Here is a 24,678-nt window from a genome sequence, read left to right on the forward strand (position 1 = left end):
ATGACTCTTCTTTCTTATTTATCTTCTCTATGTCGAGAAGCAACTCTATCAGCGTTTCCTCAAGTAGAAAATCCTTCTCCCGACATTACACAATCCACTAAAGAACATTTCGGTCATTATCAATGTAATGATGCGATGAAACTTGATCGCACATTAAAAATGGCTCCTAGAGCTATTGCTGAGGCGATTGTTAACAACCTTCCTAAAGACAACTTTTCTTCTGTAGAAGTTGCTGGTGCAGGTTTTATTAACTTCACATTTTCCAAAGAATTTTTAAAACAGCGTTTGGAGACATTTTCTGCAGATTTATCTTCAGGATTTTGCGTTAAGGATCCTAAAAAAATCGTCATAGATTTTTCTTCTCCAAATATTGCTAAAGATATGCATGTGGGTCATCTACGCTCTACAATCATAGGAGATTGCCTTGCTCGTGTATTTTCTTTTGTTGGCAATGATGTTTTAAGATTGAATCACATTGGTGATTGGGGAACAGCTTTTGGCATGTTAATCACCTATCTTCAAGAAGAAGCCTCTGAAGATGTGGGAAATCTTGAAGATTTGACAGCTTTGTATAAAAAAGCACACGCACGTTTTGCTGAGGATGTGGAATTTAAAAAGCGCTCGCAAGCTAATGTTGTTGCTTTACAATCTGGGGATCCCTCAGCATTAAATTTATGGAAACACATTTGTGAAATTTCTGAGCGCGCTTTTCAAAAGATTTATGATATTTTAGGTGTTGCTATAGAAAAACGTGGTGAGTCTTTCTATAATCCTTTTCTTCCTGAGATTATCCAAGATTTAGAAAATAAAAAACTCATCACGGTTTCTGATAATGCTAAATGTGTTTTCCACGAAGGATTTTCTATTCCCCTAATGGTTCAGAAAAGTGATGGCGGCTATAACTATGCGACTACAGATTTAGCTGCTATGCGTTATCGCGTAGAAAAAGACCATGCGGATAAAATCATCATTGTCACTGATATGGGACAATCCTTACATTTCCAACTTCTAGAAGCTACGGCATTAGCTGCTGGGTACCTTCGCGATAAAGAAACCTTTTCTCATGTAGGTTTTGGTCTTGTCCTTGATTCTGAAGGGAAAAAATTTAAAACACGTTCTGGAGAGAATATCAAGCTCAAGGAATTATTAAATACAGCTGTAGATCAAGCCGTAGCCACCCTAAAAGAACACCGCCCGGAAATGTCCGAGGAAGAAATCTCTCAACGTGCGCCTATTCTTGGTATCAATGCTATCAAATATGCAGATCTTTCCTCACACCGTGTGAGTGATTATGTCTTCTCCTTTGAGAAGATGCTCCGTTTTGAAGGAAATACTGCGATGTTTCTTCTTTATGCTTACGTACGTATTCAAGGGATAAAACGACGATTAAACATTGAAAAATTAAACTTAGAAGCCGTGGTAAACATCCAAGAGCCTGCTGAAGAGGCTTTAGCTTTAGCCCTATTGCGCTTTCCAGAAGCTATTGATGTAACTCTTAAAGAACTTTGTCCGCATTTCCTAACAGATTATCTTTATATGCTCACGAACAAGTTCAATGCCTTTTTCAGGGATTGTCACATCGAGGGATCTCCTTATCAACAAGAGCGCCTATATCTTTGTGCTCTTGTTGAAAAGACCTTAGCTACAGGAATGCATTTACTAGGATTACAAACTCTAGACAGGTTGTAAGATTAGGGAGCTACAGGATCTAAATGTAATAAATGGATCCTTGCTCCTAAAGAGTTTAACTTCTCTACCCAATTATAATATCCTCGATCTAACAATTGGGTATTTTCTATTAAGGAGGGTCCCCCTTCGGCAATAAGAGCGGCCATAATATAGGCAAACCCTGCCCGCAAATCAGGAATAACCAGGTGTGAAGCTTTTAGAGGAGTCACTCCATGAATAACAGCGCTATGAGGAAAATTCCCTGTGGCATAGCGACAAGCCTTTGAGCTTAAACACTGATAGAATAGCTCGCAATTTGCTCCCATTTGCTGCAAACCACGTAAATACCCTAGACGATTCTCATGTACTGTTTCATGAATTACTGAAGATCCCTCAGCTTGAGAGAGAAGGACAGAAAAAGGTTGTTGCCAATCCGTAAGAAATCCGGGATGAACGTCTGTTTCTAAAACAACTCCCCCTCTTAACGGCTCATTATAAAAAAACTCGATTCCTGATTCTGTAACTGAAAATCCCCCACCTATAGAGCGCAAGGTTTTAAGAAAGGGAATCATCAAATCTTGTTCGGCATTTTCTACAAAAACGCGTCCTCCGGTAAGGACTGCAGCCATACCAAATGATGCGGCTTCTATCTTATCAGGAATCACCCAGTGATCTACTTCATAGAAATCATCGCAACCGAAAATTTCTATAGTCCTATCATTGTCTGTGGTGATCTCCACGCCAGCTTTTTGTAAAAACAGTATAAGATCAAGGATTTCGACTTCTAAAGCGGCATTTTTAATAATCGTTCTACCTTGAGCGCGTACAGAGGCCAATATCAAATTCTCAGTAGCGCCTACAGAAGGATAAGGGAGGGTGATATAAGCCCCTACAAGACCTTTAGAAGCAGAAGCTTGATATCCATGTCCATCATAAGAAACTTTCGCACCAAGCTGCTCTAACCCCTCAAAATGAAAGTTCAGAGTTCTTTCTCCTATAGCATCCCCCCCAACACAGGGAACAACAACACCTTCGGGACAACGTGCAAGCAGGGCTCCCAATAATAAAATGGGGATGCGATTTACCCGAGAAAACTGCGTAGATACCTCAGACACACGAATCTCAGGAGTGTGAATTTCTATAACTTCCGCCTGTTTATCCCAATGTACTATAGAACCTAAAGACTGACATAGCTCAACAGTTAAACGTACATCTCCAATATCCGGTACATTGCGTAAAACACATTTGCGATCCGACAATAACGAGGCGACAAGCAGCTTAGTTGTAGAGTTTTTCGCTCCGGATACTCGTACCGAACCCTGTAGCACACAACCACCAAAGACTTCTACCGCCGCCATTCTTTCCCCTCACTGTCAGTTTCTCTTCATCTTAAAGAAACGTTAACTCTCCTTAGCGTTATTTTCCACGCAAACTTTTCATTTTTTTAAACAAAGGTCTTTTAACCACAGCAATTAAAAACTTTTAAAAACAAAAACATAAAACACTAATCAAATAAAAATCGAGATATTAATAAATAATTTGTTTTACAATCTAATTAAATTAAAAGTGTTTTTATTTAGTTGTTAAATCATGACTTTTCCAATTAATAATCCAGTTACAACGAATGTCACAACAACGACTTCCACAACTCCTGTAGTAACAACATCTACATCTTTTGGCGGACACGTTGTATCTACCACAGGGACTGGGAATGTAGAAACAACTGCGCAAACTGTGAGCACAGCAGCAGATCAGGCTGTATCCCAGGCAGAAGCAGATCCAGGAGCAGTGATCTTTACAACTGAAAGAAACGTCTCTTCAACAACCCCATCTACGGGAGGAGCTGCTGCAACAGCAACAGCTGCCAATCTAGTGGGATCTCGTATTCTAGGAATAGGAAGAGGAAGAACAGAAAGTACATCGAGCAGTGATAGTAGCATTTCTGACACATCAAGCTCTTCATCATTACAAGGAGCCGGCGGGGCTACAGGAGGAACTCAAGAAGCCTCTTCTGACGTAGATTTAGGAGACCTTGCCGGTCTTCGTGGTTCAGAAGCTACTGAAGGCGCTGCACGACCCGATGGTCCCGGCGGTCTGCCAAGCATGGCTCTGCCTAAATACGATCCGACAAATAAAGCTTCCATTATCAAATTCTTGTCCACTCCCTCTGTACAAGCCAAGTTACAGACCAAGGCGGGTCATATTGTGTTTATGGATGAGGCTAGAGGAAGTTTTATTTTCGTAAGAAATGGCGATTGGAACACAGCAGAGTCCATAGCTGTAACTAATGGGAAAACCAAAGAACCCATTACAGATATTAAAGATTTAGAAATGTGTATTGCAAAGTTCTGCGTAGGTTTCGAATCTATGCACGCGGATTGGGAAAATAACATTCAACCACGTATCGCAGGACAAACAGGAGAACAAGGAACTTACAATCACCTGCTTATGAGCATGAAGTTTAAAACGACTGTGCTCTATGGTCCGTGGAATTCTAAAGAATCTAGTGGAAATTATACGCCCTCCGTATGGCGTCGAGGAACCAAATGTGACTCTGGACCTATATGGGGCGACGTTGGAGGTTTGAAAGGAATCAACTGGAACAATTTCCAAAAACCGGAAGAAAGTACGGCCTTCTCAAGAGAAACGGCATCTGCTACACAACCTCAGACTGGTCCATACACTCCACCTGTGATCAATGTTAACCTTGGAGGCATCAGTACCAATGTAAATGTTACTGGGGGAACAACAACTACTACTGTTAGCTCAACATCTTCGCAGCCTACAGACACTTCTGGTGGCAGGGTTTCTCATGATCAGAGTACGGATACTTCAGAATTCGATGAAGTGGGTACTCCTGGTGAAGACCAGCAAGAAGTATACGACTTTGATGAGGTAGACTCTCTAAGCACCACAAGCCTCAAACACGAAGACGAATTATTCTTCGAAAGTGAAGGTGAGGGTGAGCCTAGCTTAGACCCCCTACCTCCTGGGCCACCAGCCGCACCTCAAGAAGCACCTCCACCTCCAGCCGCACCTCCAGCAGCTGCTCAAGGTGGTGTCAATATTTCAGGAATGCCCGTAGATACTTTAAAAGATATACTAGCCAATGCCCGTCAGCATTTAGATACCGTCTATGATCAAAATGGAGCACACCACGAAGGCAACCAGGACTTGGGTACTGTAATCAGAACTTCTGAAAACGGAACATACCAACCCACAATATTATTGAATAAACACCAGGCTGATGGTGGAACTAGTGTTCAAGGAGGAGGAGGCCTAGACAATGATGAAGGAAGTGAATTAGGAAATATCTTAAGTCATGTCCGACAACACTTAGACGTTGTCTATCCTGCAGGAGGCGGTGGAGAGGCTATCTCTGCAAATCAGAATCTTGGTGACGTCATCAGGGATGTTCAATCAGGAAACACTCCAAAACCTACACAACCCGAGGGAGTATTTACAGCCAGACGCGTGGATATCGGTGGTGATGAAGACACCACAACACAGGGAGCTCAAGGAGGCGAAGGGACATTCTTTGCACAACGTGTAAATCTCGATGAGAATGGGAATATCGTTGGCAACTCAAGAACCGAACCTGGATCACGAGCGAGTCGTTTAATGGGAGCGTCATCTGGCGAAGGCCCTGGAGAATTAGAGCATTTATTACAAAAATTAAGAGCTCACCTAGACAATTCGTTCGATCAACAAGGGAATCTAATCACTCCTCAGAATACCAATGTAGGACGGCTTATCAAAGCTTTCCAAGAACGTACAGGTTCAGGAGGTATCGTTGGTCCTGCCCCTATGCAGGCTACCGTAATAGCTTCAAGCCCTACCATACAACAATTGCCCTCCACAGAGACTCTTCAACAACCACAGACAGCAGAAACAATCTCTTCTAACGCTGCTCCAGATCTTTATGCAGCTGCCGGAAATGTTGCGGACAGTTTATCTAATCTATTACAGGCTGCTACCCCTCCCGTGGGACAAACAGTAACCTCTCCTGCTATTACGCAAGGGACAGCAACATCTATGCCCGTTGCAGGGTCTAGACAAACAGCAACGACCCTAACAGGAGAATCTCCGTCAGGAATTCCCCAAGCGGCAGCAAATGTTACACAAACATTAAGCAATGTTACCCAAAAACTTCTGTTATTTGAGAAAGGTAGAAGATTACAAGAAGCTCTTAACAGTGCGGATACTCCTACCCAAGGGCAGAAGCTATTCGATGCAGCAAAACAAACAACAGCACAGCTATCAAAAATGATCTACCGAGCTACTGGAGCCCCGCCGCCGCCTCAACGGAGTTCCTCTCTTCCTAAATAAAACCTTCTAAGGCTTTTTTATTATTATAAAAAAGCCTTAGGCCATGTTGTGATAAACCTCATCGACATCGTCAATCTTCTCCAACCACTCAATCAAAGCAAGGTTTGCCTCGCCGTCTTTTTCGTCACAATCTACGACGCGTAAAGGAACATAAATCAGTTTTTCCTCAGTACAAGTCACTCCCAAGGCAACTAACTGTTCCTTCACGGAAGAAAGATCTACAGGGTCGCATAAAACAACGAAATGCTCTTCGTCATCATTATCGAGATCCTCGGCTCCTACTTCGATAACGTGAGATAGCAATGCCGCTTCATCTATAGAGTTCTTAGGAACATAGCAAGCTCCTTTGCGAGAAAAATTATAAAGAACGCTTCCGGGTTCAACAAGAGAACCTCCACGTTTGTTAACAGCTATGCGCATATCGGAAGCAGTACGATTTTTATTATCTGTCATGGCTTCGACAATAATCCCCACTCCCCCATAACCATAAAGCTCATAAGTCACATCTTCGAAATTTTTCTGATCTGCTGAAGAAGCTTTCTTGAGGTTTCTTTCAATATTTTCACTAGGGATATTTTGATCTTTCGCCTTTTGTATAATCACTCGCAAACGCGCGTTTGTTTTGGGATCAGGACCTCCCATTTTCACAGCAGATATGAGTTCTTTTATCGTTCGGGAAAAGATTTTTCCCCTTTTATGATCTGCTCGTTCTTTCCGATATTTTGTATTTGCCCACTTACTATGTCCTGCCATGTCTCTTACCTAACCTTGATTTATATCCTTGCAACAAAACGTAAATGTTAGCCTTTTCCCACGCTACAGCACTTTCGTATAAAGGGAAACGCCTCTCGCACTCCTTAAATTTCTTCCCGTGAAAAATTGTTCTTCCCGAGGGAGAATATTCACGAGGAACCACGCTATGGACCATTTCATGATAAATAAGATATTCCATAAAAAATAACGGAATATCTTCACGATCTAAAGATCGGTGTATGCGTATTGCCTGTTCTTCTTCATGATAGGACCCTAGGACAACCCTACAGGCTTTCCCCGATCGTTCTCGACCAAACCATCCGATCTTCAGATTCAAAGAACCTTCAAATAGCCTTAAGTTTAAGTCTTGGTATATCTTTTCTAAGTCGTATACTTTCCCAGGAGTATAATCGATAAGAAGAGCGGATCTTCTTGGGAGAGTGCTATATCTCTCCGTTAGCTGCGTAGACGTAGCTTTAGAGACAAGAAGCGACCTAGAAAATTTTTTAAGGATTTTGCGAATTTTCTGAAATGACATAGCACTCAAGGAATACAAATAGGTTCTAGAAAAATTACCTAAAGGTCTTTTTCCATAGTAATCTTAGCAAGATACCCTATCTCATCTTTATAAAAACGCCTTTGTCTCCCTACTTCAATAAATCCAAAACGCTTGTACAACTCTATAGCAGGATTTTCTTCGTATACCTCTAAATAAAGAATCTCCAAATGAAAACGACTTTTGGCCAAGTGGCAAAGGTTATTTAACAATGCCGTTCCAATACCTTTATTTCGATAAGGCTCACCAACGATAATAGAAATTAAAGAATGATGCGATACCTTAATATAGGGGTTTAAAATCAGAGTTGCCACACCAGCAACTTCTCCTTCATATACAGCTGTTAAACTACTGTGATAACGGTAAAAGCCTACCCAAAAATTTACACTGTCACGAATTTCCGCTTCGGTCTTTAATGGGAATCCTCGAAGTATCTTAGGATCGTTCAACCACTTCTGCATATACACACCATCACTGGGTAGTGTGTAACGTATTTCCAATCCTGGGACTCCTGTATCTCTACTCTCTGTCATGAGACCTCTCCATACTCTGCTAAATACGCCTTGACGAAATCATCTAGTAATTCTCCGTCCATCATAGCCTGAACATTGCCAGTCTCATATCCTGTACGCACATCCTTGACTAAGGTATAAGGCTGAAAAACATAATTACGAATTTGTGAACCCCAAGCAATTTCTTTTTTATTTTTCCTTTCAAGAAGCTGCTTTTCTAACCGTTCTTGAAGAATCTGTTGATACATTCTTGCTCGCAACATCTTCATACAACTTTCACGATTCTGCAGCTGACTACGTTCATTTTGACAGGACACTGTGATTCCGGTGGGAATATGCGTAATTCTCACTGCAGAATCGGTTACATTGACATGTTGTCCACCAGCTCCTGATGAACGAAACGTATCTATCCGCAAATCATTGGGCTGGATATCTATCTCTATCTCATCGTCAATCTCAGGATACACGTCCACAGAAGCAAAGCTCGTATGACGTTTCGCGTTGCTATTGAATGGAGAGATGCGCACAAGCCTATGGACTCCCCGCTCTGCCTTAGCATAGCCGTAAGCATAGTCCCCGGAAAACTTCACTGTAACATGTTTAATCCCAGCAACGTCACCGTCTTGCCGATCTATAACCTCTACTTTCCATCGGTGTTCGGACGCCCAGCGACAATACATCCTGAAAAGCATTTCTACCCAATCGCAAGATTCTGTGCCTCCAGCACCAGCATTAATCGTTAGAAAACAGGAATTTTTATCTACTTCTCCAGAAAGCAGACGTTGAATTTCCCACTCGGAAAGAATGTTCTCACAAATAGAAAATTCCTTTTCTAAATCTTCACGAAATTCGGGGTCTGAAGAAGCTTCACTATCATTTAAAAAAAAGGTCAGGTTATCGACCTTACTTTTAAAGTTTTGATAATCAGAAACTTGTCGTTTTAATGATGCGATGCGTTCGGAAATTTTTCCTGCATTGGCAACGTCTTGCCAGAAGTCCTCTTGCGAGGCCTGTTCTTCTAAGGTTGCTAACTCTTGTTGCTTACCTTCAAGGTCAAAGAGACCTCCCGGCTAAAGCCAAGCCTGTAATCAGGCTCTCTAACCGTTTGTCTAAATTTTCGTGCATACGCCTCTCTTAAAAAGACTTAATATTAGAATTCTAGAAAAGCAAAACCAATAAAGTCAACGAGTCCGATTTTGCTTAATCCCTCTGGGGATCTCTATCATGTTTCTTCTCCGAGCTCTTCTCGAGACTGCCCCTAAAACCTTAACAAAGAGTTATTGAGGAGCGAATTCTGTTTTTTTGTTTTGACGAGAAACCTTCTCGAAAGATAAAAAAGTTGCGATGAAGAGCTTGTGTCTCTTCGTACCACCTTTACTAGGAGTAACCGAATGAGTCAAAAAAACAAAAACTCTGCTTTTATGAACCCCGTCAATGTTTCTGCTGATTTAGAAGCTATCGTTGGCAAAGGGCCCATGCCCCGCACCGAAATTGTAAAAAAAGTATGGGAACATATAAAAAAACATAATCTACAAGACCCTAAGAATAAAAGAAATATTCTCCCTGACGATGCCCTAGCTAAAGTCTTTGGTTCCAAGAACCCTATCGATATGTTTCAAATGACAAAAGCTCTCTCCTCCCATATCGTAAAATAAAATTAAGAGTTGGCTCTTTTTCAAGATCCTCGTCCTCAAGGGCGAGGAGAAAATGTATTTATAGTGTTTTTGTGGTTATTGCTTCTCTATCTTTAGCTACTGCAGTTCCTCTTGTCGCCTTTTCGTGGGCAAACTTTATAGAGCCGAACTGGGTGCGAACATCTTTATTAACATGGAAGCTGCCTAAGAAGTATGCGCATCTTCATGGATTACGCATAGCCCAAATCTCTGACCTACACTTTCACAAGGGTGTTCCCAAGAAATTTCTTAAAAAAGTTTCTTCAAAAATCTCAAAGTTTTCTCCTGATATCCTTTTATTTTCCGGTGATTTTCTTTGCCGAGCACAAATAGAGAACCGTTCTCAATTGGAAGTTTTTTTAAATACTTTACATGCTCCTTTAGGGACATTTGCCATTCTCGGAAATCACGACTACCAATCATATATTTCTCGCAATATCCAAGGGAAAATCAGTGTGATTTCCATGAAAAGCAGCCAACCATTAAAACGAGCGTTTGTTTCCATCACTCAAGGACTATTTGGCCCTAGGCATTATGAATATGATGAAAATCTTGAAAAACAAGAACCCAATAAAGAACTTTTACAAATATTAAGAAACACACCAGTTCGCCTGCTGCATAACGAAAGTCATCAAATCCCTGATATGTTAAATATTGTGGGTTTAGGTGATCTTTTCGCTAAACAATTTGATCCTGAAAAAGCGTTTATTAACTATAATCCTTCCTTGCCAGGCATTATTCTTTCTCACAATCCAGATACTGTGCATCAGCTAGAGGATTACCCAGGGGATATGGTATTTTCTGGTCATACGCATGGCCCACAAATTTCTATTCCTTGGCCAAAGTTTGCCAATAAAATTATGAATAAAATTTCTGGCTTAGAAAACCCGGAACTAGCGCGGGGTCATTTCTTCTTTTCTGGTGGGAAAAGACAATTGTATGTGAATCGTGGGCTGGGGGGATTGAAAAGATTGCGTTTTTGTTCTCCCCCAGAAATTTGTTGTGTTCGGTGTGTATATGAATCCTAAATGTTCTTTGATCTTGCTTAGTGGGGGAAAAGGAGAGCGCTTCGGAGCAAATCAACCTAAACAATACTTACCTTTTCAAGGTCAGCCTCTTATCTTACATGCTTTAAACTCAGCTCTGCTCATTCCTGAAATCAATGAAATCATTGTAGTGTGTGATGCTAGCTATGAGCATATTTTTGAAGGTTATTCTGTAAAATTTGCTCCAGCTGGAATGCGTCGTCAGGATTCTGTTTTTTCGGGATTACACCACGTTACCAATCCTTGGGTCTTAGTACACGACGGTGTACGACCTTTTATCTATCCTGATGAAGTTTCTGAACTTATTGTTATTGCACAACAAACAGGGGCAGCAACACTCGTATCTAATGTCCCCTACACTATAAAACAACGCAATCCCGTAAAAACACTAGATCGCGATTCTTTATCTATTGTTCATACACCTCAATGCATCAAGACAGAGATCCTTTTGGAAGGTCTTGAGCTAGCCGATAGAGAACAGATCACTCTTGTTGATGATACCCAAGCAGCGGAGCTTCTAGGCATTCCTGTATCTTTAGTATCTAATAAACATCCACAAATAAAAATTACTTATCCTGAAGATTTAACCATCGCTCATGCTCTGCTATGAAACGAGTTGTTTTACTCTTAGCTTATCAGGGGACTGCCTATGCCGGTTGGCAAAGACAACCTAACGACCTCTCCATTCAAGAAGTTATAGAAAGCGCCTTAGCAAGAGTTTTAGGGAAGCCTATTGTTGTTTCCTCTTCAGGCCGTACCGACTCTGGAGTTCATGCTTATGGTCAGGTAGCGCATTTTTCACAACCCGACCATCCGTTATTTTCTCAACCTCAGAGCATAAAAAAAATGCTCAATGCCATTTTACCTAAGGATATTGTTATCCGCGATGTTGTGCTTAGCGATGTAAACTTCCACGCTCGCTTCTCAGCTATTGCTAAGGAATACCGTTACTCGCTAACAAGGTCTCCTAAACCTCTTCCTTGGCAACGGTATTTTGCCTATTACCCACGACACTCTATAAAAATAGACCTTATGCAAAAAGGGGCAAAGTATCTATTAGGCACACATGATTTTGCCTCTTTTGCCAATCATGGACGTGATTATACCTCGACAGAGAGAACTTTATTCAAATTAGACATTATAGATAATGAGGAAATAGTCACCATCATATGCAAAGGCAACGGGTTTTTGTATAAAATGGTAAGAAATATCGTAGGATCTCTTTTAGACATTAGCAAAGAGAAATACCCTCCTGAATATATCCAAGAAATCCTAGCACAGAAAAGTCGCAGGAAGGGACCGCCAGCGGCTCCTAGCCACGCGTTGTCTTTGCACCACGTATGTTATCCTAAACCCTACAACTGGTTTTGTACTCCAGAGTGCGACATTAACTCTTTAAAAGAAGAAAAATAGTGAAAGTCTTTTTCATAAAAATCTTCATGGCTATTGTGAGACAATGGCAAAGTCGAATTTACAGCAACTAACGTTGCGGGAATTCCTGAAAGAGCGCGCAAACCTTTTACACTATCTTCAAAACCAATAACCTTCTCTCCTTCTTGAACAAAAGCTTGGTAAGCGTATTGATAACTATCAGAATAGGGTTTGGGACGTGCATAATCTTCACGGGTCACCCAAAATTGAAACAGATTCAAAACAGGAATAGTCTTACGAAAATGTTGGGTAAGCTCTTCTGAAGAATTTGTCACCACACCTAAGGTTTTATTTTCAGCAAGTATCAACCCAAGGAAATCTTCAACACCAGGAAGCAGAGAGGGAACCTCGGTCTGTATTAACTTTTTATAGATGCGTTCGCGATCATGAAAACATTGTGGGAAGAAGGACTCCGTATTAGGATAAAGATTCAAAAATTTCTGTTTAAAAACCTCTCTACCCAACATGGAAAATAAATAATAGGTGGAGAAGTCCATAGTTACATCTAAGGAATTCTCCCTACACGCTTCTAAAAATGCCCGATAGTATAGGGGTTCGGTATCAAGAACCAAACCGTCTAAATCAAAAAAGAAAACCTGATAATCATTGATATTCATAGTTATCCTAACTGCCGCCCTGTAAGCTTTTTCACTAATTGAATATAGTACATCTAAAACATAGTTAAATAAGTTTAGAAGTTGTGCTACATTTCCCTTAAAAAACATTATGAGAGATTCTAATCCGTGCTTAGGATTCTTATTAAGATAAGTTTTGGATTATTTTTAGTCCCTCTGCTTTGCGCTTGTTCAACAACAGCAGAACCTAGCAGACATATACGCGCAGGAAGAATCACCTCGCAACAAGGACATTCTGTCATTATTTACCCAGAAATAAAAGAGATCCCACCGCCTGTTTATCCCTGGCCAACACCTAAGAATTCGGTAATCACCGCATATTCTTTTCATTGCCGAGGATCCTTAATGTCTAGGGAAACAGAAATGGGAACTCTGTATGATTGTGACGGATTAAACCACAGCTTGTGTAAACATTTTTCCATACACCCAAGAATCATCGATATCACACGCTTATTGCATAATCTTTGCCCTCTTTCTATAGTTGAAGGATTTTGTTGTCATAAGCACTTTCGTTTTCTAAAAGCCTCTGGACAATTACTATCAACAAAGCATCTCTCTGGAGATGCGGCTATTTTATTTACTGAGGAAGAACCCTCTATACAAATTCTTTGCTCAAGATTAAGTTCTCTTTATAAAAAGAAATCCGCCTACCCATGTTCCACGGTCTTCATTATGGGAGAAACGACTCTGCGCAACGAAGAATTCCTCCTTACCCTAGTAAAAAAGGATGGGGGAACCTACTTATCTATAGAAATGTTGTATGACATAGAGAAAGCTCAGCCTATAGTTGTTCCTCTATCTTCCCTATCTTAAAAGATTTCCCTTGCGCATATTAGAAAAGAACACTTACAGTGTAGGTGCACTTTGTGCCGGCGTGGCGGAATGGTAGACGCGGTAGACTCAAAATCTACTCTTAGCAATAAGGTGTTGGTTCGAGTCCAATCGCCGGCATAAGTTTTCTTTACGAGCTTTTTTTCAGGTTGCCAATAAATTCGTTAGTAGTTTTTTTTAAGAAAAGCTACATGCCGAACCCGTTGCTTCCTATGAAAGAACAAGCTCTCTTACTTCTCCTTAAAAAAAAGAAAGGCTTTTTCTTAGCCATTCTTGATCTCACAGAAACAGAGCCTTCTCTAACTCCTGTAGAACTTGAAAAAGTATTACGGCAGAAAAAAACTCTCCTATCTTGTATAGACAAAGTTGATAACCAGATAAAAGAATTTCGGCATTGCTTTACTTCTGTACTGCCTCAAGATATTCAAGAAGAACTCTCAGAAATTCGAGAAATCATTACGAAAATTCTTGATACAGACAAACTCAACTATCTGCAAAGAAAAAAAGAGTTAGGGATTTATGAGAAGCAACGATTGTAAGTCATGTTCTTCGACTCAGGAACTAATAGAGATAAAATCTCGCATCACGCAATCGTATAAAGAAGCGGATACCATTCTTACAGCAATTCCCGACGGGATTATTCTGCTTTCAGAAATGGGCAATGTCCTTATTTGCAATTCACAAGCACGCGAAATCTTGGGCATTCCTGAAGGATTAGAAATGCTGCATAAGCCCTTCACAGATTTTTTCCCCGAAACCTTCTTTGGATTTTCTATAAATGAAGCTCTGAAATCTCTACCTTCTCCGAAAACACTGCGTTTAACCTTATCGAAAAACGACCAAGAGCGAGATGCAGAGATATTTGTCAGAAGAAACGCATTAAACGGGTACCTGTTCTTACTCATTCGAGATCGCTCGGAGTACAAACAGCTAGAAAACGCTATAGAACGTTACAAAAATATCGCCGAACTAGGGAAAATGACAGCTACTCTAGCTCATGAAATTCGCAATCCCCTAAGCGGAATTGCCGGATTTGCATCTCTATTAAAGGAAGAACTCCCCTCTTCACGTCATCAACGTATGCTATCCTCGATCATTGATGGAACACGCTCTCTCAATACACTAGTTTCATCCATGTTAGAGTACACGAAATCTCAACCGTTAAATTTAAAAGCTGTAGACTTGCAAGAATTTTTCTCATCACTAATTCCCCTATTATCGATTACATTCCCCTTTTGCAAATTTGAACGTGAAACCACAGCATCTATAGTACGGTCTATAGATCCTGATAGAATGAATAGTGTGGTGTGGAATCTTGTAAAAAATGCTGCAGAAGCGACAGAATCCCCTATGACACTAACGCTGCATACATCGGGAGATATCTCAGTAACCAATCCCGGACAACTGTCTCAAGACGTTTTTGACAAACTGTTCATCCCGTTTTTTACAACAAAAGCTCAGGGGAATGGCTTGGGCCTGGCAGAAGCTTTAAAAATTATGCGTTTGCATGGAGGTGACATTCGCGTAGACAATGCTAATGCGAAAGTCACCTTCACTTTAAAACTTCCCTAATCCTAAACTAGAGATTTAAATATCTTTTGGAGGTATCCATGAACCGGCTTGATACTTTTGGGTCCACCCTCCTGTATAAACCTGGGTGGTTGTCCTTACTACGCTCTCACAAATATCACTCATTTCTAAGATAGCCGGACCACTGAGGTTGCTTCTTGCAACCAAGAGCCCCTCAACTATTCTCTCCAACCTACCCCAGGTAATATTGCCTAAATTTGCAAAATTGCAATCTCCTAGAGGATTTGCTGATCCTGGAGTTGTTCCAGCACCGTGGCCGATACTTCCTAAAACTAAAGGAAGCTTTCCAGAGAAGTTAGATATTACTTTGAAGAATTTCTCTTCTTCCTCAGAGAGATTTTCTAACATTCCCCCGGTTCCTCTGTGCATTTTCTGCAACAGAAGCACTAGGAAATCAGACCAGCGGATATAATCATTAAAACACTCAAGCTGGGTCACATAACCGTAGCAGTTTGTCAACCACGCATTCAGCATGCCAGACGAAACGCGAAGGTCTGGGAACTCGTCTGCTAACGCATCAAATACTCCCCCAGGTCTTAACTGTCCTTGAGATGCTTGGATTAATTGTTCAGCTTTTTTAGACAAAGTCTCGATCTGCTCCAGAGAGAAAGATCCTAGCAAAGCCAAAAGCCATTCACGTAGGCAGCGCTGTTGGACAACCTCTTGTTTTTGAGTTTCAGTAGCATCTTCAGGGAGTTCCGCTTCTAAGAACACACCAGGACGCAATCTGTTACAAGATATGTCGGCTCCTATATATCCAAAGAACCTTGGAGCACAGAAAGCAAGCATTTCTGCGAACTCTAGATGCTGTATTGCACTTTTTTTCCTTTGCTTGATAGTTGAAGATAAAGATATCAATTGCGAAACCAGCATCTGCATCGCTCCCTCATTACCATGTCCAGCCATTTTCTGGGCATCTCGAAGTAAATTCTCTAACTGCAGTTTCTCTGCCTGCACCCGAGAGACCTCTTCTGTATGCTCTAAATGGCGATCTTGCAGAGTTTGTTGGAGTTGAGCCACTTGCGCTTCTAAATTCGCTTTTTCTTGAGCATAACGTGCTCGCAAATCCTGGATCTCTAGAAGCAGCTTCTCTTTTTCCTCTGTGCTTTGTTGTAGCAGACCTACATTCTTATGGTTTTGAACAGAAGCTTCTACAACACAAGAGTTAAGACGAAGTATTTCTTGTTCCTGTCTCTCAATCTCTCTTCTCAAGATATCCATAGAGCTTTTTAAATCAGTCTCGCCTACTAGAGAACTTTGTAGTTTGCCCATGTCCTCTTTATACATCTCGACTTCACGACGTAATCTCTCAATTTCTATCTTAAGCCGATCAACTTCTTCGTCTTTAGCTAAAATCTCTTCTTTGAGTTTATTGTAGCGCAATTGAGATTCTGTCAATTGTGAATGGGTAACCGAGCAAGCCTCAGAAAGATCTGCCTTCTCCTGAACCACAGCATTCAACTCACTTGTTATTGCACGAATTTCCCTTTGAAAAGCTTCTATTTGTGTAGTTGAATCAGTACCGCTTTCACTTTGTGAAACTAAATCTTTTAAATGATTATTTTCCTTTCGCAAATGCTGTTCTTCGCGACTACATTTATCAAGCTCAACTTGTAAAGCCTGGATTTTCGTAGTTAAAATCTGTTCTCTTTGTTCTAAAGCGGAAAGCTGCAGGTTTTGACGTTCTTTCTCCTGGTTCCACTGGGAAATACGTCTGTTCACAACAGCAGCCTCTTCAATAAGATTTCGGTATCTTACCAGCTGTTCTTGGAGTTGATCTATAGATAAGTCCCTAGAAGCTATAGTTTTATGGAATCCATCTATATCCTCTTGAGAATATATTCCGTTGGGATGATGATCCCGTAATCTGGCCACTTCTTCACTCAGGGCTTCGATTTCCGTAATGAGAGATAAAAGAGTTGCTTCTTTTTCACGCAAATTATTTGTTAGTTGATTTATGGTTCCTGCAGAACGTAGATATTTTTCCTTGTATTCGCGGTTAAACGTCACCTGTTCGGATGCAGATTCAAGAATGCCTTGAATTTCCTTCTCCACACTCATACGACTGCGCGTTAGGCTTTCTTCCCGTATAGACAAAGTAATTATCGTATTATAGGCTTGAGCAAGCTTAGCTAATAAAGTATTTTGCTCTTGCAACAGAGGCTGAAGAGTTGTGACCGAGTCCTCGTCTTGCAATCCTCTGCTTGTATCATCAGAAAGTTGATGTTCTATCCCCCGAATCCGTTGAGTAAGAGTATTTAAAACAGACTGCAGTCTTACAATATTTTCTTCTTGATTTGATTTTTCAATCCCGATACCAGAAAGTTCCTGAATCTGCAAATCTCTCTCCTGATACAGAGCAAGCACTCGCTCATCCCGATGCACCCCTCCAAGAGCTCCTGTCAGGTGCTGATTGTAACAACGATATAAAAGCTCAAGCTCCTCACTAATATGTTCCTGCATTTCACGAAATTCTGATAAATCAGACAACGCCTCATGTCGATTTTCTGTATCAGAACTTAAAAGACGGTATAAATGAACTTCCTTCTTACGTAAATCCCTATCGAATGTCGCTAAAAGCTTCTCTCGTTCTTGAATTATTAATCGTGGGTCGCCATTAGGATCAAAACCTTGTTCTGCTAAACCACGCGCATCCGTACTTGCTAGTAAACAGTGAAGTTGGGTTTGCAAATCTTGGATATTAACCTGTTGTATAGGCACTTTTTTACTAGGCCGTGTCGAACAGTATAGTAACGCACTCGTTACTAGTAAAACGCTACCAAGAGCGATAAAGGCTACACCAAGGAGAGCGGGAGTTCCGGGAAGCAAAGTCAAAACTAAAATCCCAGCACAAATAGCAAGCAGAGATAAACACAATAGTCCTACACAGGAGGCTAATTGACATTTTTCCTTCCACGAGGAAGAAATTTCGCCCCTCTCTAAGGGAGTTAAATCCGAAAATAGAGACAAACGAGAACGTACAGTTTCTGGATTCGATGAAGAAACCACAGCATTTGATGTTGAAGATGCAGCCATGCTATAAAGGCCCTAAAATAAAATTAAATCGAAAGATTTTACAACCTTAAGCGACTATAAATCAAACAAAAACACCAAATTCCGAAAGAATTGAAAGAAAATTAAGACTAATTAAATCCTATTTACACAGATTAATAACATTTAGTAATAAGAAATCTTAACTTAAAAAACTAATTACAGCCCAATGACCATAGAAAAAGTTCTGATCGTGGACGATGAGCCCCTACTTAGAGATTTTCTTTCTGAACTTCTTTTGTCTCGAGGATTCTCTCCGTTTACGGCCGACAATGTTAAGATAGGCTGCCACAAGATCAAGACTGAAAAATACGATCTGATTATCTCGGATATGAACATGCCTGATGGAACTGGGATCGACATTATCAAAGCAGCTAGGGAACACTCTCCTCTGACTCCGGTCCTAGTGATCACCGCCTACGGGACCATAGAGAATGCCGTAAAAGCAATGTATCACGGAGCTTTTAACTATCTGACTAAACCCTTCTCCTCAGAAGCTCTTTTTGCCTTCATTGCCAAAGCCGAAGAACTACAAAATTTGGTCAATGAGAACCTTTTACTAAAATCGCAAATTTCTTCAGAATCCCACCCTCTAATCGCAGAAAGCCCCGCAATGAAGGATTTACTGTCTAAAGCAAGAAAAGCTGCTGACAGCGCGGCAAACATCTTTATTCATGGAGAATCTGGGTGCGGGAAAGAAGTTCTTTCCTTTTTCATTCATAGGAATTCCCCCAGGGCTTCCCAGCCTTACATCAAGGTAAACTGCGCTGCCATCCCGGAAACCCTATTGGAGTCTGAGTTTTTCGGTCATGAAAAAGGAGCCTTTACAGGAGCAACAGCGAAAAAAGCCGGGCGTTTTGAACTTGCTCACACGGGGACTCTTTTACTAGATGAAATTACCGAGGTTCCTATACACCTTCAAGCCAAGCTACTCAGAGCAATTCAAGAGAAAGAGTTCGAACATCTAGGAGGCACTAAAACTCTGTCGGTAGATGTACGCATTCTGGCCACATCAAACCGCGATCTCAAAGAAGCTGTGAGTCAGAAAATCTTCCGTCAAGATTTATTCTACCGTCTTAATGTTATCCCTCTCTATCTTCCTCCTTTAAGAGAGAGGAAGGAAGATATTCTTCCCCTCTCTCAATACTTCTTAGAAAAGTTTTGTAGATTAAACAACAGGCCGATAAAAACACTTTCGGCAAGTGCCAAAGCCGCGCTGCTGGATTACTCCTGGCCGGGGAACATCCGCGAGCTCTCAAACGTATTAGAGAGGGTAGTGATCTTAGAAAGCCCCACACATCTTACAGACACCATGCTTGCCCTATGCTAAGTATGGATAAACTCAATACCAGGGAGTTTTTCTTGAGTTTCAGAAAATCTTCTGCTAAGCTATCCATCCTCCAAGGTCTCCAATCTCGCGGGAGAAGGATGTCCTAGGCACCGATAGCTCAATCGGATAGAGTACCTGGCTTCGGACCAGGTGGTTAGAGGTTCGAGCCCTCTTCGGTGCGTTAAAAACTTTTTAGAATAAAGATCTTCCCTCCTATAATAACGAATAGGAGAATCTCTTTTTCTTTTTCTGATTTTTTCATCTCCATATGTTGTACAAATCTTTCTACCATAAGGAGACGGCATGCACAGCCCACAACGTCGATCGTCTAAACAGAAAAAAATTCCAAGTCCTAAAGTCCCTAACCTAGAAATCACGGGGAAATCCTTTCATATTTCCCAACCGCTACGCCAGTTGATCATGGAAAAGAATGCTCAACTATCTGCAGTAGACTCTACACACGTAGTGTTGACATCGCACAAAGATAAGCGGGAGGGGACTGAGGTACATCTTACCGCTACGAAGGGGAAAGAGATATTTCAAGCGAAAACTCATCACACCAATGCCTATAGCGCGGTAATTTCAGCCTTTAAAAAAATCCGCACATTAGCAAACAAGCATCAGAAAATCCGCCAGGACAAGAAGAAACATGATCTGGGACTATCTAAAAAAGAAGAACATATCATTGAACTTCAAGAGTCTTCCCATCTTTATGACGATCTGCTACCTATAGAAACTATGGATGCTTGGGACTCTCTAAAACAATACGGTTTTATCCCTGGATCTGCAAAAAAGTTGCTGTTTAAGAAAAAAATACCTCTTCCTGTTCTCTCCGAAGACGAAGCTATTAAGAAATTCGAAGCCTCTCGAGATAAAGTTCTAGTTTTCCTAAATGAAAAAGAGCATAAAATTCAGCTAATCCACAAACAAAACGACGACAATTATGTCCTCATCGAACCTATTATCTCCCCAGGATTCCACATCTTCTAGTGAGCAGACGCCTATAACAGATTCGTTTAAAGTCTTCGATCCGATACGGGATAAGATCTTGGCTTCCACACCGGAAGAAAAAGTACGCCAAGAACTTATCACGTTTCTGATTGAAGAGCTACTCTACCCCCCCTCTTTGATTATTGTGGAAAAAGGGCTCAAAACCCTATTTCCTCTTCTTACACGCAAGAATATTCGTCCTCCCCGACGGCGTACCGATCTCCTAGTGATCACCCCAACAACATACACGAATTTAGAAGGAAAAACGTATAACTTAGGCAATCCCAAACCTCTTCTGCTCATTGAATGCAAAGCACGGGTGATTAACCAACAAACCTTCAATCAATTACTAAGTTATAATTATATTATTGGGGCACCGTGTCTTTCCGTTGTGTGTTATCAAAAACAACAAACAGGATTCCTAAATCCAAAAACGCAAACCCTAGATTTTTACCCGGGATTGCCCAGTTACTCCCAGCTCCTCTCCTATTACCTAACTCTCAACTCCGCACAACCTGTAAACTAAACACATGCACACCCTAACCCCTGCAATTGCATTAAAAAATCTTCCTCTGGGGAAAAACCACTGTGTAACTACAATATTTTCTCCCTTAGGTCTGCTTTCATTTTTCGCCAAGCATGGCCAAACCCTACACTGTGATTTTCGAGAAGCCCTTATCCCCTTATCTCTGGGAATTTACAGTCTAGACTACTCTCCCCCTAAAATGCGCAAGCTGATCTCCGCTGAAGTAAACAATCCCTTTTCAGAAATAAAATCGTCATTCCCTCTACTTCAAGCTGCAGGGAAAATGGGACAGAGTATTTTAGAATCGCAGTGGCAAGAAAAACCTTCTCAAAAACTGTTTTCTTTATTTTTAAACTTCCTCCACCGCCTACCCGAAAGTAAAAATCCCGAAATGTTTTCAGCGACTTTCTTACTCAAACTCTTACAATATGAAGGGATCCTTGATCTCTCCTCCACGTGCGCCACCTGTAAACAACATATCCCTACGCAACAGTGTTATCGTCATAAAGGAATGAAATTTTGCCTAGAACACGGGCCTGAATCCGCAGTGAGTATAGAAAACGAGGAAGAACAAATTCTCCAAGCACTTGTACATGCCAAGAGATTTCAAGATCTGCTACATTTATCGGATTTTCCCTTAGGATTTTCGGAAAAAATTATCCACATGTTTGAAAGCACTATCCATGAGGATAAGAAATTACTGCAAAGTGATGGTTCCACCAGAGCCACTGTGCACGTCAAAGACTAGGGTAATTGGCGCTATACCCACCAAAGAGTTGTGATATGTTTTCTTCCAAATACCACGACCTTGTTTTTCAAAATTTCCCTCTACAATAACCTTCCCTTTTGTGGAGACCTTGGTATGAACAATTACGCCCACATCTTTCGGGAAAGTTAACGTAAGGGGTGCAGATTCGTTACTCACGGAAATCGAAGTATTTTTCTCCCACTTCCCTCGGAAATCTAAATCCATTTTGCATGATGAACAAGCAATCACTAACGAAGTCAGCTCAGGATACCATCCTGTTAATTTTGCTCTTAAAAAGCCAAACGATCCGTTATAAACAATAGATTCTAATTTTGGGAAAACCCCAGACGCATCGAAATGCACACGCTTTTTACGCTGTGCGTGAATTTCCATAGTTTCCATATCAAGAAACTTTCCGGAAAAATTAAACCGGTCCACATGAAACTTTTCGTCCTCGGAAATATAATGCTCAGAAAACGTAGGGAAGTTTAATGAGATTAGAGGAGAAAAGATAAAAAGAAAAATAGAAAGAAACCGCAAGGTTTACACCCCAATCTTGCAACTATGCTCACTATGAAAATTCGAGATAAAGAAATCAAGAAGAAGAGGATCTATTCGCAACTTCCATTGCGAAAGAGGGGACTCGAACCCCTAAGGAAAGCTCCACTACCACCTCAAGATAGCGCGTATACCAATTCCGCCACTTCCGCAAGAAAACTAGCTTAGCGAGGAAATCCCCTTTACCTCAAGAAAAAAAATGTTTCCGACAGAGGAAAAATGAAGTACATTAGAGAGAGATTTAACAATAATTTTTAGGAATCATGCGTTGTACCGCTCATTGCACAGCTTCGTCGTATAATTTACACGTGCTCTTTCACTTACTTAAGACACGTTTCCCCACAGTGCTATCTAGGGAATATGTGCTAGTCTCTTCGGAAAATCCTGATGAATATGACAAGATTGCTGTGTTTTTCCCTTTTGGAGTTGCTGTTTTTTGGGGTTGGGAAGAATTTGAGGAAATCAAGGTTCTTCAATCTATTGTTACAGCTTCTCCGGAAATTCTTCCCCAACCAGAAATAGACTGTTACAATTTTCATTACGGAGAAAAACTTCAAATACGCAGAGACAGACTTATTCTCTCTGATTCTCAATTAAATACAAAATTAGCGATATCTTTTGGTCTCGCCCAATCAGTAAAGCTCACTATATTTGAAGCCACCATTTATAAAACTATTGAAGATTCCAAGCGTCTTCCTCAAGATCTGGCAACAAAAGGGAAAATCTCCATGCCAAGGAGGGCTATCGCAAAAAAAATTGGCAAATTATTTTTGGATAAAGCCTCTGTTAACCTCCATTCTGATATTCTTGATGAGCCAGACTTTTTCTGGGAACATCCGGAAACACAACCTATTTACATTGACGTACTCAACTGCCTGGATATTAACGCGAGAATCAATGTTCTCAATCACAGGTTAACAATCCTTGGAGATGTATTGGAAATCTTAAACGATCAGCTCAACCACCAGCACTCTTCATCCCTAGAATGGACTATTATCTGGCTTATTATGTTAGAAGTTTCTGTAGCCCTACTCAAAGACGTTTTCAATGTCATTTAAATCGCTTTTAAAAAACCTCCCTAAGTTCTTCTTCCTTGGGCTTATTCACATCTATAGATGGACTATTTCCCCTTTACTAGGAAGCCCTTGCAGATTTTTCCCGACATGCTCACAGTATGCTCTGCAAGCCTTAAAACATCACGGGTGCATTAAAGGACTGGGATTCACCATAAAAAGAATTGGGAAATGTGGCCCCTGGCATCCAGGTGGAGTTGATCTAGTTCCTATGACGACTTTGGAGGAATCTTTAGACATTTCCCCGGCAACAAACGATGATGACTCATGTGATTCACAAGCATAATTTCTTCAACTGTTACCCCAAAACGCCGCGCTATTAGCCATAAGGAATCTCCATCTTTTACAATATACTCCTCTTCAACAGCTTTTTGAGCATCAGAAGCAAGAGTTTCTATTGTATTCTCTTCACTAACAGAATAAGAACGTGGCGACGAACTAACTCGAGAAATAAAATTCTGACTATAAGGAGATTCTTTAGGAAGCAAGCTAATAAACGTCTTCAAAGCCTCATCAGTGAATTCATGAATAACCCAATCTTCATCGTGAACAAGTAACAATAAAGCTGCTAAAGGCTCTCCTAAACTCATATAAGTAGACAATACTTTTTGGCGTTGCCTATCAGAAATATTTGTAGCGCGGTTATGCTCGTTACATAAAGAAAAAAAGACCCCTTTCCCATTACATATGACCATTTTTGCTAACGACGCCACAGAGGATACCTGCTCATCAGCACCACAAAGTAATGTTCGCAAATAGAGAAATTCTGGCGTATGACAAAAGTGATAAAGACAATCTTCGTCAACAATCCCCTGTTCTAAATGTTTAGAAATAGAAACAAACAAACCTCGAGAGGTAAAAGGATAGCGCTCATAAGTTAAGTAGCGACGTATTAAACTATACTCCCTCTCGTCAACATTTGGGAGTAACCACGTTTTCCCACGACTACGCAATTGTGTAAATGTCAGAGGATGAGATAACGCCCCTCCCACATCCACATCATAAGTGTGAATAGCCACACTTAACGCCCATAATTTTAACGGATACCCATAAAGCAAATGATCCTCGTCTAATAAACGATATAACTCTTCAAGAGAAGCTTCTGATAACTGATCTAAAAAATCTTCGGGGATTCTCTGTACCCGGCAGCTCTTTGCTACCAAGGGGCCTGAAAACAAACGCAGTTTATAAATATCTTTTCTAAAGATTGTTGAGTAAAACAGAAGTAAAAAAACAATATTTAATACTGCACTTAAAATTAATGCCTGCCATAACCAACGTGTTGTTTTTTGCACAGCCATTAAATCTACCTTCTATAGCGGAGTTTCTCTCTGAACATTAAAATACTTGCCACTATACACCCCTCCCCGTAAAATCT

Annotated in this window: 24 protein-coding genes and 3 tRNA genes; 17 read left to right on the forward strand and 10 right to left on the reverse strand. The window is 40.8% G+C overall.

The genetic code is table 11. From position 1 onward, the window contains the following. A complete protein-coding gene (gene argS / locus CF_RS04180; RefSeq protein ID WP_011458382.1) occupies positions 1–1,689 on the forward strand; it encodes an arginine--tRNA ligase in 1,689 nt (562 codons plus the stop codon). A gap of 2 nt (positions 1,690–1,691) precedes the next feature. Here the strand turns inward: argS and murA are convergent, their stop codons facing one another. Further along, positions 1,692–3,026 carry a UDP-N-acetylglucosamine 1-carboxyvinyltransferase gene (gene murA, locus CF_RS04185; RefSeq protein WP_011458383.1) on the reverse strand — a complete coding sequence of 445 codons (1,335 nt, stop codon included), beginning with the start codon at positions 3,024–3,026 and terminating at the stop codon, positions 1,692–1,694. A gap of 232 nt (positions 3,027–3,258) precedes the next feature. Between murA and tarP the strand changes: the two genes are divergently transcribed. Next, on the forward strand, positions 3,259–5,997 hold the full coding sequence (tarP, locus tag CF_RS04190) for a type III secretion system actin-recruiting effector Tarp (RefSeq protein ID WP_011458384.1): 2,739 nt from the start codon (positions 3,259–3,261) through the stop codon (positions 5,995–5,997). Between the two features lie 36 nt (positions 5,998–6,033). Here the strand turns inward: tarP and CF_RS04195 are convergent, their stop codons facing one another. The 4 genes from CF_RS04195 to prfB form a co-directional block, all read right to left on the reverse strand. Continuing rightward, positions 6,034–6,750: a YebC/PmpR family DNA-binding transcriptional regulator gene (locus CF_RS04195; RefSeq protein WP_011458385.1), complete on the reverse strand. Its 717-nt coding sequence runs from the start codon at positions 6,748–6,750 to the stop codon at positions 6,034–6,036. Continuing rightward, positions 6,737–7,288, reverse strand: coding sequence for a hypothetical protein (locus CF_RS04200; RefSeq protein ID WP_011458386.1), 552 nt, complete (start codon positions 7,286–7,288; stop codon positions 6,737–6,739). Before CF_RS04200 ends, CF_RS04195 begins: the two co-directional genes overlap by 14 nt. Positions 7,289–7,326: 38 nt before the next feature. Then, complete coding sequence (locus tag CF_RS04205) at positions 7,327–7,839, reverse strand: GNAT family N-acetyltransferase (protein WP_011458387.1); 513 nt, start codon at positions 7,837–7,839, stop codon at positions 7,327–7,329. After that, positions 7,836–8,943 (reverse strand): peptide chain release factor 2 gene (gene prfB, locus CF_RS04210; protein ID WP_162465264.1). Its coding sequence is split into 2 segments (ribosomal slippage): positions 7,836–8,873 and positions 8,875–8,943, totalling 1,107 coding nucleotides; the frame shifts between segments, so codons are not numbered across the junction. Before prfB ends, CF_RS04205 begins: the two co-directional genes overlap by 4 nt. 266 nt (positions 8,944–9,209) lie before the next feature. On the opposite strand from prfB, the gene CF_RS04215 reads away from it, so the two are divergent. The 4 genes from CF_RS04215 (at position 9,210) to truA (ending at position 11,950) form a co-directional block, all read left to right on the forward strand. Next, the gene (locus tag CF_RS04215) at positions 9,210–9,473 is read left to right on the forward strand and encodes an SWIB/MDM2 domain-containing protein (protein ID WP_011458390.1); all 264 of its coding nucleotides are present in this window, start codon (positions 9,210–9,212) and stop codon (positions 9,471–9,473) included. 71 nt (positions 9,474–9,544) lie between these two features. Next, positions 9,545–10,519: a UDP-2,3-diacylglucosamine diphosphatase LpxG gene (gene lpxG, locus CF_RS04220; RefSeq protein WP_011458391.1), complete on the forward strand. Its 975-nt coding sequence runs from the start codon at positions 9,545–9,547 to the stop codon at positions 10,517–10,519. After that, positions 10,509–11,147, forward strand: a complete 639-nt coding sequence (gene ispD / locus CF_RS04225) for a 2-C-methyl-D-erythritol 4-phosphate cytidylyltransferase (protein ID WP_011458392.1) — start codon at positions 10,509–10,511, stop codon at positions 11,145–11,147. The genes lpxG and ispD overlap by 11 nt, the downstream gene beginning before the upstream one ends. Further along, a complete protein-coding gene (gene truA, locus CF_RS04230) occupies positions 11,144–11,950 on the forward strand; it encodes a tRNA pseudouridine(38-40) synthase TruA (RefSeq protein WP_011458393.1) in 807 nt (268 codons plus the stop codon). Before ispD ends, truA begins: the two co-directional genes overlap by 4 nt. Here the strand turns inward: truA and CF_RS04235 are convergent. Further along, positions 11,893–12,585, reverse strand: a complete 693-nt coding sequence (locus tag CF_RS04235; protein WP_041468109.1) for an HAD family hydrolase — start codon at positions 12,583–12,585, stop codon at positions 11,893–11,895. The genes truA and CF_RS04235 overlap by 58 nt on opposite strands. 126 nt (positions 12,586–12,711) lie before the next feature. On the opposite strand from CF_RS04235, the gene CF_RS04240 reads away from it, so the two are divergent. From CF_RS04240 to CF_RS04255, 4 genes are all read left to right on the forward strand, one after another. After that, positions 12,712–13,416, forward strand: coding sequence for a hypothetical protein (locus CF_RS04240; protein WP_011458395.1), 705 nt, complete (start codon positions 12,712–12,714; stop codon positions 13,414–13,416). Between the two features lie 55 nt (positions 13,417–13,471). Further along, positions 13,472–13,554: transfer RNA gene (locus CF_RS04245), tRNA-Leu, on the forward strand. 92 nt (positions 13,555–13,646) lie between these two features. After that, the gene (locus CF_RS04250) at positions 13,647–13,973 is read left to right on the forward strand and encodes a hypothetical protein (protein ID WP_148174346.1); all 327 of its coding nucleotides are present in this window, start codon (positions 13,647–13,649) and stop codon (positions 13,971–13,973) included. Beyond that, the gene (locus CF_RS04255; RefSeq protein WP_011458397.1) at positions 13,954–15,006 is read left to right on the forward strand and encodes a two-component system sensor histidine kinase NtrB; all 1,053 of its coding nucleotides are present in this window, start codon (positions 13,954–13,956) and stop codon (positions 15,004–15,006) included. Before CF_RS04250 ends, CF_RS04255 begins: the two co-directional genes overlap by 20 nt. A gap of 15 nt (positions 15,007–15,021) precedes the next feature. Here CF_RS04255 and CF_RS04260 read toward each other — a convergent pair whose 3' ends face one another. After that, complete coding sequence (locus CF_RS04260) at positions 15,022–18,060, reverse strand: membrane protein (protein ID WP_011458398.1); 3,039 nt, start codon at positions 18,058–18,060, stop codon at positions 15,022–15,024. A 184-nt stretch (positions 18,061–18,244) separates the two neighbouring features. Between CF_RS04260 and CF_RS04265 the strand changes: the two genes are divergently transcribed. The 5 genes from CF_RS04265 to recO all read left to right on the forward strand — a co-directional run bounded on the left by CF_RS04265 (position 18,245) and on the right by recO (position 21,669). Continuing rightward, on the forward strand, positions 18,245–19,405 hold the full coding sequence (locus CF_RS04265) for a sigma-54-dependent transcriptional regulator (protein WP_011458399.1): 1,161 nt from the start codon (positions 18,245–18,247) through the stop codon (positions 19,403–19,405). Positions 19,406–19,512: 107 nt separating this feature from the next. Beyond that, a tRNA-Arg gene (locus CF_RS04270) sits at positions 19,513–19,586 on the forward strand. A 122-nt stretch (positions 19,587–19,708) separates the two neighbouring features. After that, positions 19,709–20,395 carry an HPF/RaiA family ribosome-associated protein gene (locus CF_RS04275; protein ID WP_011458400.1) on the forward strand — a complete coding sequence of 229 codons (687 nt, stop codon included), beginning with the start codon at positions 19,709–19,711 and terminating at the stop codon, positions 20,393–20,395. Beyond that, a complete protein-coding gene (locus CF_RS04280) occupies positions 20,349–20,921 on the forward strand; it encodes a type I restriction enzyme HsdR N-terminal domain-containing protein (protein ID WP_011458401.1) in 573 nt (190 codons plus the stop codon). Before CF_RS04275 ends, CF_RS04280 begins: the two co-directional genes overlap by 47 nt. Before the next feature lie 4 nt (positions 20,922–20,925). Continuing rightward, the gene (recO, locus tag CF_RS04285; RefSeq protein WP_011458402.1) at positions 20,926–21,669 is read left to right on the forward strand and encodes a DNA repair protein RecO; all 744 of its coding nucleotides are present in this window, start codon (positions 20,926–20,928) and stop codon (positions 21,667–21,669) included. On the opposite strand, the gene CF_RS04290 is transcribed toward recO, so the two are convergent. Further along, positions 21,619–22,209, reverse strand: coding sequence for a hypothetical protein (locus CF_RS04290; RefSeq protein ID WP_041468024.1), 591 nt, complete (start codon positions 22,207–22,209; stop codon positions 21,619–21,621). The genes recO and CF_RS04290 overlap by 51 nt on opposite strands. Before the next feature lie 88 nt (positions 22,210–22,297). Beyond that, a tRNA-Leu gene (locus CF_RS04295) sits at positions 22,298–22,379 on the reverse strand. 111 nt (positions 22,380–22,490) lie between these two features. On the opposite strand from CF_RS04295, the gene CF_RS04300 reads away from it, so the two are divergent. Beyond that, positions 22,491–23,285, forward strand: a complete 795-nt coding sequence (locus CF_RS04300; RefSeq protein ID WP_011458404.1) for an RMD1 family protein — start codon at positions 22,491–22,493, stop codon at positions 23,283–23,285. Then, positions 23,275–23,586, forward strand: a complete 312-nt coding sequence (gene yidD, locus CF_RS05220) for a membrane protein insertion efficiency factor YidD (protein ID WP_011458405.1) — start codon at positions 23,275–23,277, stop codon at positions 23,584–23,586. The genes CF_RS04300 and yidD overlap by 11 nt, the downstream gene beginning before the upstream one ends. Here the strand turns inward: yidD and CF_RS04305 are convergent. Further along, positions 23,510–24,601, reverse strand: a complete 1,092-nt coding sequence (locus CF_RS04305; RefSeq protein ID WP_011458406.1) for a LysM peptidoglycan-binding domain-containing protein — start codon at positions 24,599–24,601, stop codon at positions 23,510–23,512. The two genes, yidD and CF_RS04305, sit on opposite strands and share 77 nt — an antisense overlap. Positions 24,602–24,678: the final 77 nt, after the last annotated feature.

The sequence above is a fragment of the Chlamydia felis Fe/C-56 genome, assembly GCF_000009945.1.
Lineage (GTDB): Bacteria > Chlamydiota > Chlamydiia > Chlamydiales > Chlamydiaceae > Chlamydia > Chlamydia felis.

What these genes read in the sequence shown, in the direction of transcription:
- argS (WP_011458382.1), top strand. Translation starts at nt 1, where the DNA reads ATGACTCTTCTTTCTTATTTATCTTCTCTATGTCGAGAAGCAACTCTA.
- murA (WP_011458383.1), bottom strand. Translation starts at nt 3,026, where the DNA reads ATGGCGGCGGTAGAAGTCTTTGGTGGTTGTGTGCTACAGGGTTCGGTA.
- tarP (WP_011458384.1), top strand. Translation starts at nt 3,259, where the DNA reads ATGACTTTTCCAATTAATAATCCAGTTACAACGAATGTCACAACAACG.
- CF_RS04195 (WP_011458385.1), bottom strand. Translation starts at nt 6,750, where the DNA reads ATGGCAGGACATAGTAAGTGGGCAAATACAAAATATCGGAAAGAACGA.
- CF_RS04200 (WP_011458386.1), bottom strand. Translation starts at nt 7,288, where the DNA reads ATGTCATTTCAGAAAATTCGCAAAATCCTTAAAAAATTTTCTAGGTCG.
- CF_RS04205 (WP_011458387.1), bottom strand. Translation starts at nt 7,839, where the DNA reads ATGACAGAGAGTAGAGATACAGGAGTCCCAGGATTGGAAATACGTTAC.
- CF_RS04215 (WP_011458390.1), top strand. Translation starts at nt 9,210, where the DNA reads ATGAGTCAAAAAAACAAAAACTCTGCTTTTATGAACCCCGTCAATGTT.
- ispD (WP_011458392.1), top strand. Translation starts at nt 10,509, where the DNA reads ATGAATCCTAAATGTTCTTTGATCTTGCTTAGTGGGGGAAAAGGAGAG.
- truA (WP_011458393.1), top strand. Translation starts at nt 11,144, where the DNA reads ATGAAACGAGTTGTTTTACTCTTAGCTTATCAGGGGACTGCCTATGCC.
- CF_RS04235 (WP_041468109.1), bottom strand. Translation starts at nt 12,585, where the DNA reads ATGAATATCAATGATTATCAGGTTTTCTTTTTTGATTTAGACGGTTTG.
- CF_RS04250 (WP_148174346.1), top strand. Translation starts at nt 13,647, where the DNA reads ATGAAAGAACAAGCTCTCTTACTTCTCCTTAAAAAAAAGAAAGGCTTT.
- CF_RS04255 (WP_011458397.1), top strand. Translation starts at nt 13,954, where the DNA reads ATGAGAAGCAACGATTGTAAGTCATGTTCTTCGACTCAGGAACTAATA.
- CF_RS04260 (WP_011458398.1), bottom strand. Translation starts at nt 18,060, where the DNA reads ATGGCTGCATCTTCAACATCAAATGCTGTGGTTTCTTCATCGAATCCA.
- CF_RS04265 (WP_011458399.1), top strand. Translation starts at nt 18,245, where the DNA reads ATGACCATAGAAAAAGTTCTGATCGTGGACGATGAGCCCCTACTTAGA.
- CF_RS04275 (WP_011458400.1), top strand. Translation starts at nt 19,709, where the DNA reads ATGCACAGCCCACAACGTCGATCGTCTAAACAGAAAAAAATTCCAAGT.
- CF_RS04280 (WP_011458401.1), top strand. Translation starts at nt 20,349, where the DNA reads ATGTCCTCATCGAACCTATTATCTCCCCAGGATTCCACATCTTCTAGT.
- recO (WP_011458402.1), top strand. Translation starts at nt 20,926, where the DNA reads ATGCACACCCTAACCCCTGCAATTGCATTAAAAAATCTTCCTCTGGGG.
- CF_RS04300 (WP_011458404.1), top strand. Translation starts at nt 22,491, where the DNA reads ATGCGTTGTACCGCTCATTGCACAGCTTCGTCGTATAATTTACACGTG.
- yidD (WP_011458405.1), top strand. Translation starts at nt 23,275, where the DNA reads ATGTCATTTAAATCGCTTTTAAAAAACCTCCCTAAGTTCTTCTTCCTT.
- CF_RS04305 (WP_011458406.1), bottom strand. Translation starts at nt 24,601, where the DNA reads ATGGCTGTGCAAAAAACAACACGTTGGTTATGGCAGGCATTAATTTTA.